General features: G+C 55.9%; 27 protein-coding genes. All 27 read left to right on the top strand.

From position 1 onward, the window contains the following. Positions 1–30: 30 nt before the first annotated feature. The 27 genes from tuf to rpsD all read left to right on the top strand — a co-directional run bounded on the left by tuf (position 31) and on the right by rpsD (position 13,618). Positions 31–1,224: an elongation factor Tu gene (tuf, locus tag IFT44_RS10875; protein WP_122475655.1), complete on the top strand. Its 1,194-nt coding sequence runs from the start codon at positions 31–33 to the stop codon at positions 1,222–1,224. A 141-nt stretch (positions 1,225–1,365) separates the two neighbouring features. Beyond that, a complete protein-coding gene (rpsJ, locus tag IFT44_RS10870; protein ID WP_003186070.1) occupies positions 1,366–1,677 on the top strand; it encodes a 30S ribosomal protein S10 in 312 nt (103 codons plus the stop codon). An 81-nt stretch (positions 1,678–1,758) separates the two neighbouring features. Then, a complete protein-coding gene (rplC, locus tag IFT44_RS10865; protein WP_043192521.1) occupies positions 1,759–2,394 on the top strand; it encodes a 50S ribosomal protein L3 in 636 nt (211 codons plus the stop codon). A 12-nt stretch (positions 2,395–2,406) separates the two neighbouring features. Continuing rightward, positions 2,407–3,009 (top strand): 50S ribosomal protein L4, encoded by a 603-nt coding sequence (gene rplD / locus IFT44_RS10860; RefSeq protein WP_043192522.1) that lies wholly within the window; start codon positions 2,407–2,409, stop codon positions 3,007–3,009. Further along, positions 3,006–3,305, top strand: a complete 300-nt coding sequence (rplW, locus tag IFT44_RS10855) for a 50S ribosomal protein L23 (protein ID WP_002555488.1) — start codon at positions 3,006–3,008, stop codon at positions 3,303–3,305. Before rplD ends, rplW begins: the two co-directional genes overlap by 4 nt. Positions 3,306–3,319: 14 nt before the next feature. After that, complete coding sequence (gene rplB / locus IFT44_RS10850; protein ID WP_122475653.1) at positions 3,320–4,144, top strand: 50S ribosomal protein L2; 825 nt, start codon at positions 3,320–3,322, stop codon at positions 4,142–4,144. 16 nt (positions 4,145–4,160) lie between these two features. Next, positions 4,161–4,436 (top strand): 30S ribosomal protein S19, encoded by a 276-nt coding sequence (rpsS, locus tag IFT44_RS10845; RefSeq protein WP_002555486.1) that lies wholly within the window; start codon positions 4,161–4,163, stop codon positions 4,434–4,436. An 11-nt stretch (positions 4,437–4,447) separates the two neighbouring features. Continuing rightward, complete coding sequence (gene rplV, locus IFT44_RS10840) at positions 4,448–4,780, top strand: 50S ribosomal protein L22 (RefSeq protein ID WP_003103908.1); 333 nt, start codon at positions 4,448–4,450, stop codon at positions 4,778–4,780. A gap of 13 nt (positions 4,781–4,793) precedes the next feature. Beyond that, positions 4,794–5,480 (top strand): 30S ribosomal protein S3, encoded by a 687-nt coding sequence (rpsC, locus tag IFT44_RS10835; protein ID WP_003176422.1) that lies wholly within the window; start codon positions 4,794–4,796, stop codon positions 5,478–5,480. Positions 5,481–5,492: 12 nt separating this feature from the next. Next, positions 5,493–5,906, top strand: a complete 414-nt coding sequence (rplP, locus tag IFT44_RS10830; RefSeq protein ID WP_122475651.1) for a 50S ribosomal protein L16 — start codon at positions 5,493–5,495, stop codon at positions 5,904–5,906. After that, positions 5,906–6,097 carry a 50S ribosomal protein L29 gene (rpmC, locus tag IFT44_RS10825; RefSeq protein ID WP_002555481.1) on the top strand — a complete coding sequence of 64 codons (192 nt, stop codon included), beginning with the start codon at positions 5,906–5,908 and terminating at the stop codon, positions 6,095–6,097. Before rplP ends, rpmC begins: the two co-directional genes overlap by 1 nt. Positions 6,098–6,099: 2 nt before the next feature. Further along, a complete protein-coding gene (gene rpsQ / locus IFT44_RS10820; protein WP_043192528.1) occupies positions 6,100–6,366 on the top strand; it encodes a 30S ribosomal protein S17 in 267 nt (88 codons plus the stop codon). Positions 6,367–6,389: 23 nt separating this feature from the next. Next, positions 6,390–6,758, top strand: a complete 369-nt coding sequence (gene rplN, locus IFT44_RS10815) for a 50S ribosomal protein L14 (RefSeq protein WP_003243907.1) — start codon at positions 6,390–6,392, stop codon at positions 6,756–6,758. 11 nt (positions 6,759–6,769) lie between these two features. Beyond that, positions 6,770–7,084: a 50S ribosomal protein L24 gene (gene rplX, locus IFT44_RS10810; RefSeq protein WP_049860773.1), complete on the top strand. Its 315-nt coding sequence runs from the start codon at positions 6,770–6,772 to the stop codon at positions 7,082–7,084. 20 nt (positions 7,085–7,104) lie between these two features. Then, complete coding sequence (rplE, locus tag IFT44_RS10805; protein ID WP_122475649.1) at positions 7,105–7,644, top strand: 50S ribosomal protein L5; 540 nt, start codon at positions 7,105–7,107, stop codon at positions 7,642–7,644. A 13-nt stretch (positions 7,645–7,657) separates the two neighbouring features. Then, complete coding sequence (gene rpsN, locus IFT44_RS10800; protein ID WP_122475647.1) at positions 7,658–7,963, top strand: 30S ribosomal protein S14; 306 nt, start codon at positions 7,658–7,660, stop codon at positions 7,961–7,963. 212 nt (positions 7,964–8,175) lie between these two features. Further along, positions 8,176–8,568 (top strand): 30S ribosomal protein S8, encoded by a 393-nt coding sequence (gene rpsH, locus IFT44_RS10795; RefSeq protein WP_122475645.1) that lies wholly within the window; start codon positions 8,176–8,178, stop codon positions 8,566–8,568. A gap of 12 nt (positions 8,569–8,580) precedes the next feature. Beyond that, positions 8,581–9,114 carry a 50S ribosomal protein L6 gene (gene rplF, locus IFT44_RS10790; RefSeq protein WP_122475643.1) on the top strand — a complete coding sequence of 178 codons (534 nt, stop codon included), beginning with the start codon at positions 8,581–8,583 and terminating at the stop codon, positions 9,112–9,114. A 10-nt stretch (positions 9,115–9,124) separates the two neighbouring features. Further along, the gene (rplR, locus tag IFT44_RS10785; protein WP_043192536.1) at positions 9,125–9,475 is read left to right on the top strand and encodes a 50S ribosomal protein L18; all 351 of its coding nucleotides are present in this window, start codon (positions 9,125–9,127) and stop codon (positions 9,473–9,475) included. Between the two features lie 3 nt (positions 9,476–9,478). Then, positions 9,479–9,979 (top strand): 30S ribosomal protein S5, encoded by a 501-nt coding sequence (rpsE, locus tag IFT44_RS10780; protein WP_043192537.1) that lies wholly within the window; start codon positions 9,479–9,481, stop codon positions 9,977–9,979. A 2-nt stretch (positions 9,980–9,981) separates the two neighbouring features. Continuing rightward, a complete protein-coding gene (gene rpmD / locus IFT44_RS10775) occupies positions 9,982–10,158 on the top strand; it encodes a 50S ribosomal protein L30 (RefSeq protein ID WP_003176408.1) in 177 nt (58 codons plus the stop codon). A 3-nt stretch (positions 10,159–10,161) separates the two neighbouring features. Further along, positions 10,162–10,596, top strand: coding sequence for a 50S ribosomal protein L15 (rplO, locus tag IFT44_RS10770; RefSeq protein WP_122475641.1), 435 nt, complete (start codon positions 10,162–10,164; stop codon positions 10,594–10,596). Beyond that, positions 10,597–11,928: a preprotein translocase subunit SecY gene (gene secY, locus IFT44_RS10765; protein WP_043192540.1), complete on the top strand. Its 1,332-nt coding sequence runs from the start codon at positions 10,597–10,599 to the stop codon at positions 11,926–11,928. A 28-nt stretch (positions 11,929–11,956) separates the two neighbouring features. After that, positions 11,957–12,073, top strand: a complete 117-nt coding sequence (rpmJ, locus tag IFT44_RS10760) for a 50S ribosomal protein L36 (RefSeq protein WP_002555468.1) — start codon at positions 11,957–11,959, stop codon at positions 12,071–12,073. A 129-nt stretch (positions 12,074–12,202) separates the two neighbouring features. Then, complete coding sequence (gene rpsM / locus IFT44_RS10755) at positions 12,203–12,559, top strand: 30S ribosomal protein S13 (RefSeq protein WP_043192541.1); 357 nt, start codon at positions 12,203–12,205, stop codon at positions 12,557–12,559. Positions 12,560–12,589: 30 nt separating this feature from the next. After that, positions 12,590–12,979, top strand: coding sequence for a 30S ribosomal protein S11 (gene rpsK / locus IFT44_RS10750; protein ID WP_002555466.1), 390 nt, complete (start codon positions 12,590–12,592; stop codon positions 12,977–12,979). Between the two features lie 18 nt (positions 12,980–12,997). Next, the gene (gene rpsD / locus IFT44_RS10745; RefSeq protein WP_043192542.1) at positions 12,998–13,618 is read left to right on the top strand and encodes a 30S ribosomal protein S4; all 621 of its coding nucleotides are present in this window, start codon (positions 12,998–13,000) and stop codon (positions 13,616–13,618) included. Positions 13,619–13,623: the final 5 nt, after the last annotated feature.

Raw genomic sequence — 13,623 nt, 5'->3', positions numbered from 1 at the left:
TTCAGTCCTTTAGGCAAGGAGTTAATTGTCGTGGCTAAAGAAAAATTTGATCGTTCCCTACCGCACGTCAACGTTGGCACCATTGGTCACGTTGACCACGGTAAAACCACTCTGACTGCTGCTCTGACTCGCGTTTGCTCCGAAGTTTTCGGTTCCGCAATCGTCGACTTCGACAAGATCGACAGCGCTCCAGAAGAAAAGGCTCGTGGTATCACCATCAACACCGCGCACGTTGAATACAACTCGCTGATCCGTCACTACGCTCACGTTGACTGCCCAGGTCACGCTGACTATGTGAAGAACATGATCACCGGTGCTGCCCAGATGGACGGCGCGATTCTGGTTTGCTCGGCCGCTGATGGTCCGATGCCACAAACCCGTGAGCACATCCTGCTGTCCCGCCAGGTTGGCGTTCCGTACATCGTGGTTTACCTGAACAAGGCCGACCTGGTAGACGACGCCGAGCTGCTGGAACTGGTAGAGATGGAAGTTCGTGACCTGCTGTCGACCTACGACTTCCCAGGCGACGACACTCCGATCATCATCGGTTCGGCTCGTATGGCGCTGGAAGGCAAAGACGACAACGAAATGGGCACCAGCTCCGTTCGTAAACTGGTTGAGACTCTGGACAGCTACATCCCAGATCCAGTCCGTGTCATCGACAAGCCATTCCTGATGCCAATCGAAGACGTGTTCTCGATCTCCGGTCGCGGTACCGTTGTTACCGGTCGTATCGAGCGCGGCATCGTCAAGGTTCAGGATTCGCTGGAAATCGTAGGTCTGCGTGACACCACCGTCACCACCTGCACCGGCGTTGAAATGTTCCGCAAGCTGCTGGACGAAGGTCGTGCTGGCGAGAACTGCGGCGTGCTGCTGCGCGGCACCAAGCGTGACGACGTCGAGCGTGGCCAGGTTCTGGTCAAGCCGGGTTCGGTCAAGCCGCACACCAAGTTCGAAGCTGAAGTCTACGTGCTGAGCAAGGAAGAAGGCGGTCGTCACACTCCGTTCTTCAAAGGCTACCGTCCACAGTTCTACTTCCGGACCACTGACGTGACCGGTAACTGCGAACTGCCGGAAGGCGTTGAAATGGTAATGCCAGGCGACAACATCAAAATGGTTGTCACCCTGATCAAGACCATCGCAATGGAAGACGGTCTGCGTTTCGCTATCCGTGAAGGCGGTCGTACCGTCGGCGCTGGCGTCGTAGCCAAAATCATCGAGTAATCGTTGATCGTTTGAAAAGGCCCCCGCTTAGCGGGGGCTTTTTTATTGGGTTGACACTCGATGGGCGCGTCTATAGAATTGCGCCTCCTTTTAACGGGTGCATTGCGCCCGGTGGGAACAGCAGCCGGAGTCTGAAATCCAATGCAAAATCAGCAAATCCGTATCAGGTTGAAGGCTTTTGACCATCGCCTGATCGACCAATCCACCCAGGAAATCGTGGAAACCGCGAAACGTACTGGTGCTCAGGTGCGTGGTCCAATTCCACTTCCTACCCGTAAAGAGCGGTTCACCGTTCTGGTTTCCCCGCACGTCAACAAAGACGCGCGCGACCAGTACGAGATCCGCACTCATAAGCGTGTTCTGGACATCGTCCAGCCAACGGACAAAACCGTTGACGCGCTGATGAAGCTTGATCTTGCGGCAGGTGTGGAAGTGCAGATCAGCCTCGGCTAAGACTTGGGTCTTAGTCGTGTAACGCTCTGAAATGGGCGGCCATAGCGGGTGAAAGCCCCGTACACTCATGAGGTTTACAACATGACTATTGGTGTAGTCGGTCGTAAATGCGGTATGACCCGTATTTTCACCGAAGAAGGTGTCTCCATTCCGGTCACGGTCATTGAGATCGAGCCGAATCGCGTCACCCAGTTTAAAACTGAAGAAACTGATGGCTATCGTGCAGTGCAAGTCACTGTCGGCGAGCGTCGTGCTTCGCGTGTGACTGCTGCTCAAGCAGGTCACTTCGCCAAGGCGAACGTTGCTGCCGGTCGTGGCGTCTGGGAATTCCGCCTTGCAGAAGGCGAATACCAGGCTGGCGACTTGATCAATGCTGAACTCTTCGCAGCGGGCCAACTGGTAGATGTTACCGGTCAGTCCAAAGGTAAAGGCTTTGCCGGTACCATCAAGCGTTGGAACTTCCGCGGTCAAGACAACACGCACGGTAACTCCGTTTCCCACCGCGTCCCTGGCTCCATCGGCCAGTGCCAGACTCCTGGCCGTGTATTCAAGGGCAAAAAAATGTCCGGTCATATGGGCGCTGAGCGCGTGACCGTGCAGTCCCTGGAAGTTGTGCGCGTCGACGCTGAACGCAATCTGCTGCTCGTCAAGGGTGCTGTTCCTGGCGCAACCGGCGGCAACCTGGTTGTGCGTCCGGCAGCCAAGGCTCGCGGTTAAGGGGAAGCGAAAATGCAATTAAATGTAAATGACGCTCAGGCGATCGAAGTTTCCGAACTGACCTTCGGCGGCGAGTTCAACGAGACGCTGGTGCACCAGGCAGTCGTGGCCTACATGGCTGGCGGTCGTCAGGGCAGCAAGCAGCAAAAGACCCGTTCCGACGTTCGTGGTGGCGGTAAGCGCCCTTGGCGTCAGAAAGGTACTGGCCGTGCTCGTGCCGGTACTATCCGTAGCCCTATCTGGCGTGGCGGTGGTACCACTTTCGCAGCTCGTCCTCAGGATCACACCCAGAAGCTGAACAAGAAGATGTATCGCGCAGCACTGCGCTCCATCCTTGCTGAGCTGGTGCGTACCGACCGTCTGGTCGTGGTTCAGGACTTCGCTGTCGAAGCACCGAAAACCAAAGACCTGCTGGGCAAGCTGAATGGCATGGGCCTTACCGACGTTCTGATCGTATCGGACTCCGTCGACGAGAACCTGTACCTGGCTGCTCGCAACCTGCCGCACGTCGATGTACGTGACGTCCAAGGTTCCGACCCAGTTAGTCTGATCGCATACGACAAGGTGTTGATCACCGTGTCGGCCGTGAAGAAATTCGAGGAGCTGCTGGGATGAACCAGGAACGCGTATTTAAAGTTCTGCTTGGCCCGCACGTTTCCGAGAAGGCTACGGTTCTGGCAGACAAGAAAGGTCAGTTCGTTTTCAAGGTTGCTACCGACGCAACCAAGCTGGAAATCAAGAAGGCCGTCGAAAGCCTGTTCAGCGTGAAAGTAGAGCGTGTTACTACCCTGAACGTACTGGGTAAAAGCAAGCGCACTGCTCGCGGTCTGGGCAAGCGTAATGACTGGAAGAAGGCAGTTATCTCCCTTCAGCCAGGCCAAGATCTCGATTTCAGCAGCAGTGCTGAGTAAGGAAGGGGTGCATCATGGCAATCGTTAAATGCAAACCGACTTCCCCTGGCCGCCGTTTCGTGGTCAAGGTGGTCAACCAGGAGCTGCATAAAGGCGCTCCTCACGCACCGCTGCTCGAGAAAAAATCGAAGACTGGTGGTCGTAACAACAATGGCCGCATTACCACCCGTCACATCGGTGGTGGTCACAAGCAGCATTACCGCATGATCGACTTCCGTCGCAACGACAAGGATGGCATCACTGCCACCGTCGAGCGCATTGAATACGATCCTAACCGTACTGCTCACATTGCTCTGGTTCTGTACGCAGACGGCGAGCGTCGCTACATCCTCGCACCGAAAGGCGTGAGCGCTGGCGACCAGCTGATTGCAGGTGCTCTGGCACCGATCAAGCCAGGCAACTCGCTGCAGCTGCGCAACATCCCGGTCGGTAGCACCATCCACGGCATCGAATTGAAGCCTGGCAAAGGTGCTCAGATCGCTCGCTCCGCTGGTGCTTCGGCTCAGCTGATCGCTCGTGAAGGTGTCTACGTGACCCTGCGCCTGCGTTCGGGCGAAATGCGCAAAGTGCTGTCCGAGTGCCGCGCAACGCTGGGCGAAGTCTCGAACTCCGAGCACAGCCTGCGTTCGCTGGGTAAAGCCGGTGCCAAACGCTGGCGTGGCGTTCGCCCAACCGTTCGTGGTGTTGCCATGAACCCGGTTGACCACCCACATGGTGGTGGTGAAGGTCGTACCTCCGGTGGTCGTCATCCGGTATCGCCATGGGGCTTCCCGACTAAGGGCGCGAAGACTCGTGGTAATAAGCGTACCGACAAAATGATCGTCCGTCGTCGCAAGTAAATAGAGGGATACGACAGTGCCACGTTCTCTGAAAAAAGGTCCTTTTATTGATCTTCACCTACTGAAGAAGATCGAAGTGGCGGCGGAAAAGAACGATCGCAAACCAGTTAAGACCTGGTCGCGTCGTTCGATGATCCTGCCACAAATGGTCGGTCTGACCATCGCAGTACACAACGGTCGCCAACACGTCCCCGTTCTCGTGAACGAAGACATGGTCGGCCACAAACTGGGCGAGTTCGCCGGTACCCGCACATATCGTGGGCACGTGGCTGACAAGAAAGCCAAGCGTTAAGGGGTAAGGAAATGGAAGTAGCCGCTAAGTTGTCGGGCGCTCGAATCTCCGCCCAGAAAGCCCGCTTGGTCGCCGACCAGATCCGCGGGAAGAAGGTGGGCGAAGCGCTCAACCTGCTGGCTTTTAGCAGTAAAAAAGCCGCGGAAATCATGAAGAAAGTGCTGGAGTCGGCCGTAGCCAACGCCGAGCACAACGAAGGCGCAGACGTTGATGACCTGAAGGTCAGCACCGTTTTCGTCAACGAAGGGCGTTCGCTGAAGCGCATCATGCCTCGTGCCAAAGGCCGGGCTGATCGCATCGTCAAGCGGTCTTGCCATATCACTGTCAAGGTTGCTGACAAGTAACGGAGTCGATCAGATGGGTCAGAAAGTACATCCCATTGGCATTCGCCTGGGAATCGTCAAGGAGCACACCTCCGTCTGGTACGCAGACGGTCGGACTTATGCGGACTACTTGTTCGCAGATCTGAAGGTGCGTGAGTATCTCCAAGACAAACTAAAAAGCGCGTCCGTAAGCCGTATCGATATCCATCGTCCGGCCCAAACTGCACGTATCACCATCCACACCGCTCGTCCTGGTATCGTTATCGGGAAGAAAGGTGAAGATGTTGAGAAACTGCGCCAGGACCTGACCAAGCAAATGGGTGTGCCTGTGCACATCAATATCGAAGAGATCCGCAAGCCGGAGCTCGACGGTATGCTGGTTGCGCAGAGCGTAGCTCAGCAGCTGGAGCGTCGTGTGATGTTCCGTCGCGCCATGAAGCGCGCCGTACAGAACGCCATGCGCATTGGTGCCAAAGGCATCAAGATCCAAGTGAGCGGTCGTCTCGGCGGTGCTGAAATCGCACGTACTGAATGGTATCGCGAAGGTCGTGTGCCCTTGCACACCCTGCGTGCCGACATCGACTATGCCAACTACGAAGCTCACACCACTTACGGTGTGATCGGTGTGAAGGTTTGGATTTTCAAAGGCGAAGTAATTGGTGGTCGCCAAGAAGAACTGAAACCACAAGCACCTGCGCCTCGTAAAAAAGCTGCTAAGTAAGGGGTACGCCAAATGTTGCAACCTAAGCGTACGAAGTTCCGCAAGCAGATGACTGGCCACAACCGTGGTCTGGCTCAGCGCGGTAGCAAAGTCAGCTTCGGCGAGTATGCGCTGAAGTCTGTAGCTCGTGGTCGTCTCACCGCTCGTCAGATCGAGTCAGCGCGTCGTGCCCTGACCCGTCACGTTAAACGTGGCGGCAAGATCTGGATCCGTGTATTCCCGGACAAGCCTATCTCCAAAAAGCCCCTCGAAGTTCGTATGGGTAAAGGTAAGGGTAACGTGGAATATTGGGTTGCCCAGATTCAGCCAGGCAAAGTCCTGTATGAAATCGAGGGTGTTTCCGAAGAGCTGGCGCGTGAGGCTTTCGCCTTGGCGGCTGCAAAGCTGCCTCTCGCCACCTCCTTTGTTAAGCGGACGGTGATGTGATGAAAGCGAATGAACTTCGTGAAAAATCAGCACAGCAACTGAACGAGCAACTGCTCGGCTTGCTGCGCGACCAGTTCAATCTGCGCATGCAGAAAGCAACTGGCCAGTTGGGGCAGTCTCACCTGCTCTCGCAAGTGAAGCGCGACATCGCTCGCGTGAAAACTGTGCTCAACCAGCAGGCAGGTAAGTGATCATGGCTGAAGCCGAAAAAACCGTCCGTACGCTGACTGGCCGTGTGGTCAGCGACAAGATGGACAAAACCATCACCGTATTGATCGAGCGTCGCGTAAAGCACCCGATCTACGGTAAATACGTTAAGCGTTCGACTAAGCTGCACGCTCACGACGAAACCAATCAGTGCAAGATCGGCGACAAGGTCACTATTCGTGAAACCCGTCCGCTGGCCAAGACCAAGTCCTGGGCACTGGTTGACGTTCTCGAACGCGCTGTTGAAGTCTAAGGGCTAGGGGTCGGAGAAATTCTATGATTCAGACTCAATCCATGCTCGATGTGGCCGATAACAGCGGCGCTCGTCGCGTCATGTGCATCAAGGTACTGGGCGGCTCGCACCGCCGGTACGCTGGCATCGGCGACATCATCAAGGTGACCGTGAAGGAAGCAATTCCTCGTGGCAAGGTGAAGAAAGGTCAAGTGATGACTGCTGTTGTAGTCCGCACTCGTCACGGCGTTCGTCGTGCTGACGGCTCCATCATCCGCTTCGATGGCAACGCTGCTGTTCTGTTGAACAACAAGCAAGAGCCAATCGGCACCCGTATCTTTGGGCCAGTGACCCGTGAGCTTCGTTCCGAGAAGTTCATGAAGATCGTCTCGCTCGCCCCAGAAGTGCTGTAAGGAGATCCGACATGCAAAAGATTCGTCGTGACGACGAGATCATCGTGATCGCCGGCAAAGACAAAGGCAAGCGCGGTAAGGTGCTCAAGGTTCTCGCTGACGACCGTCTGGTCGTTGGTGGGGTCAACCTGGTGAAGCGTCATACCAAGCCTAACCCGATGTCGGGCGTACAAGGCGGTATCGTCGAGAAAGAAGCGCCTCTGCACGCTTCCAACGTCGCCATCTTCAATGGCGAAACCAACAAGGCTGACCGCGTTGGTTTCAAAGTAGAAGAAGGCAAAAAAATTCGTGTCTTCAAGTCGACCCAAAAAGCGGTTGATGCTTGAACACTGCTAGGTAGAAGACCATGGCACGACTGAAAGAGATTTACCGGAAGGAAATCGCTCCCAAGCTTAAGGAAGAACTCAAGCTTGCGAACGTGATGGAAGTTCCGCGCGTTACCAAGATCACCCTGAACATGGGTCTGGGCGAAGCGATCGGCGACAAGAAAGTCATCGAGCACGCTGTAGCCGACATCGAGAAGATCTGCGGCCAGAAAGCCGTTGTGACCTTCGCACGCAAATCCATCGCGGGCTTCAAGGTCCGTGAGGGTTGGCCGATCGGTGTCAAGGTGACCTTGCGTCGCGACAAGATGTACGAATTCCTGGACCGCCTGCTGGCGATCTCCCTGCCTCGGGTACGCGACTTCCGCGGCCTGAATGCCAAGTCCTTCGACGGTCGTGGCAACTACAGCATGGGCGTGAAAGAGCAGATCATTTTCCCGGAAATCGATTACGACAAGATCGATGCTCTGCGCGGTCTGGACATTACCCTGACCACCACTGCTCGTTCGGATGAAGAAGGTCGCGCCTTGCTGCGTGCCTTCAACTTCCCGTTCCGCAACTGATTGGAGTAGGAAAATGGCCAAGAAGAGCATGAAGAACCGTGAGCTCAAGCGTCAGCTGACGGTAGCTAAATACGCCAAGAAGCGTGCTGAGCTCAAAGCAATCATCGTCAATCTGAACGCAAGTGAAGAAGAGCGCTGGAATGCTTCCGTAGCCCTGCAGAAGCAGCCACGTGATGCGAGCGCTGCTCGCATGCGTAACCGCTGCCGCCTGACTGGTCGTCCACATGGCGTGTACCGCAAGTTCGGCCTCGGCCGTAACATGCTGCGCCAGGCCGCCATGCGCGGTGACGTACCAGGTCTGGTCAAAGCCAGCTGGTAAGTCGGACAGACGAGATGCCTGCGCTCGATTGAGCAATCAACCGACCGCCGGTGTCACGGCGACTGAATCAAGCCCCTCATGGGGCTTGATTCATTTCTGCCGTACGTCTAGAATTGCCGGCTCGCCTGAGCCCGGGTTTTTGGACCGGATCAAACGCTCGGCGACGTTGTAGCCGCAAGGCTAATTATTTTTGTATCAGGAGCGTCTAGCCCATGAGTATGCAGGACCCGTTAGCGGACATGCTAACTCGAATCCGTAATGCCCAGATGGCTGAAAAGCCCGTCGTAAGCATGCCATCTTCCACGTTGAAGGTAGCTGTGGCCAAAGTTCTGAAGGACGAAGGTTACATCGCGGGTTTTCAGGTAAGCAGCGAAGCAAAACCGTCGCTTTCCATCGAGCTGAAATACTTCGAAGGCCGTCCGGTCATCGAGGAAGTCAAGCGCGTAAGTCGTCCAGGCCTGCGTCAGTACAAATCCGTTGATGACCTGCCAAAAGTTCGTGGCGGTCTCGGCGTATCCATCGTCTCCACCAATAAAGGTGTGATGACGGATCGTGCTGCGCGCGCTGCCGGTGTCGGCGGCGAAGTACTCTGCACAGTGTTCTAAGGGGGGATAAGCATGTCTCGCGTCGCTAAGAACCCCGTTAAGCTGCCAGCTGGTGTCGAAGTAAAATTCGCCGGCCAACAGCTTTCGGTGAAGGGTGCCAAGGGCACTCTGGAACTGAACGTTCACTCGTCGGTTGAAGTCGTTGAAGAGGCTGGCGAACTGCGTTTCGCTGCCAAGAACGGCGATCAGCAGACCCGTGCAATGGCCGGTACCACTCGCGCTTTGGTCAACAACATGGTCCAGGGCGTAAGCCAAGGCTTCGAGCGCAAGCTCCAGCTGGTCGGTGTTGGCTATAAAGCACAAGCAAAAGGCACAGTGCTGAACCTGTCGCTGGGCTTCTCTCATCCGGTGGATTACGAGTTGCCGCAAGGCATCACCGCTGAGACTCCTAGCCAGACCGATATCCTGATCAAGGGCATCGACAAGCAGCTGGTGGGTCAAGTGGCCGCTGAAATCCGCGATTTCCGTCCGCCAGAGCCTTACAAAGGCAAAGGTGTACGTTACGCAGACGAAGTCGTCCGCCGTAAAGAAGCCAAGAAGAAGTAGGGCATAGCAAATGACCGACAAAAAAGTTACTCGACTGCGTCGCGCTCGCAAGGCACGCCTGAAAATGCACGAACTCGAAGTCGTGCGTCTCTGCGTGTTCCGCTCTTCGCAGCACATCTATGCCCAGGTCATCTCGGCCGACGGCAGCAAGGTCTTGGCAAGTGCCTCGACTTTGGACAAAGAATTGCGTGATGGTGCCACTGGCAACATTGACGCGGCCACTAAGGTTGGCCAGCTGGTCGCTTCGCGTGCTAAGGCCGCTGGCGTCTCGCAGGTGGCTTTCGACCGCTCTGGCTTCAAGTACCACGGTCGCGTCAAAGCGCTGGCCGATGGCGCTCGTGAAGCTGGGCTGGAGTTCTAAGTTATGTCAAATAACGACCAAAAGCGCGACGAAGGCTACATCGAGAAGCTGGTTCAAGTTAACCGCGTTGCCAAGACCGTCAAAGGCGGCCGTATCTTCACCTTCACCGCGTTGACCGTGGTAGGTGATGGCAAGGGCCGTGTTGGCTTCGGCCGTGGCAAGTCTCGTGAAGTGCCTGCTGCCATCCAGAAAGCTATGGAAGCAGCTCGTCGCAACATGATTCAAGTGGACCTGAACGGGACCACCTTGCAGTACGCCATGAAGTCCGCTCACGGCGCTTCGAAGGTGTACATGCAGCCTGCTTCGGAAGGTACCGGTATCATCGCTGGCGGCGCAATGCGTGCCGTTCTCGAAGTGGCTGGTGTCCAGAACGTTCTGGCCAAATGCTACGGCTCGACCAACCCCGTCAACGTGGTTCACGCTACGTTCAAGGGTCTGAAAGCCATGCAGTCCCCGTCGTCCATCGCCGCCAAGCGCGGTCTGAACGTTGAGGAGATCATCTGATCATGGCTACTGTAAAAGTTACGCTGATCAAAAGCATGACCGGCCGTATCCCTAACCACAAATTGTGCGTTAAGGGTCTGGGTCTGCGTCGCATCGGTCACACTGTAGAAGTCCAGGATACTCCCGAGAATCGCGGGATGATCAACAAGGCCTACTACATGCTTCGCGTAGAGGGTTAATCGATGAAACTCAATGATCTGAGTCCAGCTCCCGGTTCGCGTCGCGAAAAGCATCGCCCGGGTCGTGGTATCGGTAGTGGTTTGGGCAAGACCGGTGGCCGTGGCCACAAAGGTCAGACCTCCCGCTCCGGTGGCACCATCGCTCCAGGCTTCGAAGGCGGTCAACAGCCGCTGCACCGTCGCTTGCCGAAGTTCGGTTTCGTTTCCCTGAAAGCCATGGACCGCGCAGAAGTGCGTCTGTCCGAGCTGGCCCGAGTGGAAGGCGACATCGTCTCCGTGCAGTCCCTGAAGGATGCCAACGTGATCAACCAGAACGTACAGCGTGTGAAAATCATGCTGTCGGGCGAAGTGACTCGCGCTGTGACCATCAAGGGAATCGCCGCCACCAAAGGTGCGCGTGCGGCTATCGAAGCAGCTGGCGGCAAGTTCGAGGAATAAATGGCTAAGCAAGGTGCTCTCTCAGCGCTAGGCAAGGGCGGTATGTCTGAACTCTGGGCTCGTCTGCGTTTTCTGTTCCTGGCGATCATCGTCTACAGAATTGGCGCACACATCCCGGTTCCAGGTATCAACCCGGACCGACTCGCAGACCTGTTTCGACAGAATGAGGGGACCATTCTTAGCTTGTTCAACATGTTTTCCGGTGGCGCGCTGGAACGGATGAGCATCTTTGCACTGGGGATCATGCCGTACATTTCGGCATCGATCATCATGCAGCTGATGACCGCCGTGAGCCCGCAACTGGAGCAGTTGAAGAAGGAAGGGGAAGCTGGCCGTCGCAAGATCAGCCAGTACACCCGCTATGGCACCGTCATCCTGGCCTTGGTACAGGCGATCGGCATGTCGATCGGCTTGGCCAATCAGGGTGTGGCGTTCACTGCAAGCTTCAGCTTCTACTTCGTGGCGGTCTCCACTTTCGTGGCGGGCGCGATGTTCATGATGTGGCTGGGTGAGCAGATCACTGAGCGTGGTGTGGGTAACGGTATCTCGATGTTGATCTTCGCGGGTATCGTTGCTGGTCTTCCGAGAGCGATCGGGCAGTCTTTCGAGTCTGCGCGTCAGGGTGATATCAACATCTTCGCGCTGGTTGCGATCGGTCTGCTGGCAGTGGCGATTATCGGTTTCGTGGTGTTCATCGAGCGTGGTCAGCGGCGAATAGCCGTTCACTATGCCAAGCGTCAGCAAGGCCGCAAGGTTTTCGCTGCGCAGACGAGCCACTTGCCGCTGAAAGTGAACATGGCCGGTGTGATTCCTGCCATTTTCGCGAGCAGCATCTTGCTGTTCCCGGCTTCGCTGGGCTCCTGGTTCGGTCAGTCCGAAGGTATGGGCTGGTTGCAGGACGTCTCGCAGTCGATCGCTCCTGGTCAGCCGTTGAACATTCTGCTGTTTAGTGCAGGGATCATTTTCTTCTGCTTCTTCTATACGGCGTTGATGTTCAATCCGAAAGACGTGGCGGAAAACCTGAAGAAGTCCGGTGCCTTTATTCCGGGTATTCGTCCAGGCGAGCAGTCGGCGCGCTACATTGATGGCGTTCTGACCCGTTTGACCATGTTCGGTGCCCTGTACATGATGTGCGTCTGCTTGCTTCCACAGTTCCTGGTGGTGGCTGCAAACGTTCCGTTCTACCTTGGCGGGACCTCGTTGCTGATTGTGGTAGTGGTTGTGATGGACTTTATGTCCCAAGTACAATCGCACCTCGTTTCGCACCAGTACGAATCCCTGATGAAGAAAGCCAACCTGAAAGGCTACGGTGGCAGCGGTCTGCTGCGCTGACAGTCCCTTAAGGTTCGAGGAGTTGGCAATGAAAGTTCGTGCATCGGTGAAAAAGCTGTGCCGTAACTGCAAAATCATTCGTCGCGAAGGCGTCGTTCGAGTCATTTGCAGCGCAGAGCCGCGTCACAAACAGCGCCAAGGCTGACTGTGATGTGCTACAAGCCCGGCAGCTAGTGCGCTGCTGGGTTGATTATTTGTTATTACAGCGATATTATCTCGCGCCCTATTTCTTGGCTTCCGGGGCGTAGGTAGCTGTCAATTGGAGTCCCACTGAATGGCCCGTATTGCAGGCGTTAACATTCCAGATAACAAGCACACTGTTATCTCGCTGACCTACATCTATGGTGTTGGTCGCACTACTGCACAGAAAATCTGTGCAGACACTGGGGTCAACCCAGCCGCACGGATCAAGGATCTGAGCGACGAGCAGATTGAACAGCTGCGTGGCGAAGTGGCGAAGTTCACCACCGAAGGTGATCTGCGCCGCGAAATCAACATGAAAATCAAGCGCTTGATGGATCTGGGCTGCTATCGCGGTCTTCGTCATCGTCGTGGTCTGCCAGTACGCGGTCAGCGTACCAAGACCAACGCGCGTACCCGTAAAGGTCCGCGTAAGCCGATCCGCAAGTAATCGCACCAGCGAATCGACAGGAATCTAGTCATGGCAAAACCTGCTGCTCGTCCTCGTAAGAAAGTCAAAAAGACAGTGGTTGATGGCATCGCCCACATCCACGCGTCTTTCAACAACACCATCGTGACCATTACCGATCGTCAAGGTAACGCCCTGTCCTGGGCCACCTCCGGCGGTTCGGGTTTCCGCGGTTCACGCAAGTCCACCCCGTTCGCTGCCCAGGTGGCTGCAGAGCGTGCTGGTCAAGCTGCGCTGGAATATGGCCTGAAGAACCTCGACGTCAACGTCAAGGGTCCAGGTCCAGGTCGTGAGTCCGCTGTCCGTGCATTGAACGGCTGTGGCTATAAGATCGCCAGCATCACCGACGTGACGCCAATCCCGCATAACGGGTGCCGTCCGCCGAAGAAGCGCCGCGTGTAATTCAGGAGACGATAGATAATGGCTCGTTACATTGGTCCAAAATGCAAACTGGCTCGTCGTGAAGGCACTGACCTGTTCCTGAAAAGCGGCGTTCGCGCCCTGGAATCGAAGTGCAATATCGAAGCAGCCCCAGGTATCCACGGTCAGCGCCGTGGCCGCCAGTCCGACTACGGCACCCAGCTGCGTGAAAAGCAGAAAGTCCGTCGTATCTATGGCGTTCTCGAGCGTCAGTTCAGCGGTTACTACAAGGAAGCTGCCGGCAAGAAAGGCGCAACCGGCGAGAACCTGCTGCAACTGCTCGAATGCCGTCTGGACAACGTCGTATACCGTATGGGCTTCGGCTCGACTCGTGCCGAATCCCGTCAGTTGGTATCGCACAAGTCGGTCAGCGTAAACGGTAAGACCGTTAACGTTCCGTCCTACCAGGTTCGTGCTGGTGACGTGGTCGCGATTCGCGAGAAAGCTAAAAACCAGCTTCGCATTGTCCAAGCTCTCGATCTGTGTGCCCAACGTGGCCGCGTAGAATGGGTAGAAGTAGACACTGAGAAGAAGTCGGGCGTTTTCAAGAACGTTCCTGCTCGCAGTGATCTGTCCGCCGACATCAACGAAAGCCTGATTGTCGAGCTCTACTCCAAGTAAGGGCT

Origin of the sequence: Pseudomonas sp. CFBP 13710 (genome assembly GCF_014842235.1) — a bacterium.
Classification (GTDB): Bacteria; Pseudomonadota; Gammaproteobacteria; order Pseudomonadales; family Pseudomonadaceae; genus Aquipseudomonas; species Aquipseudomonas baltica.
Note: the sequence above shows the minus strand (reverse complement) of the source record. Positions and strands in the feature narration are given on the sequence as shown.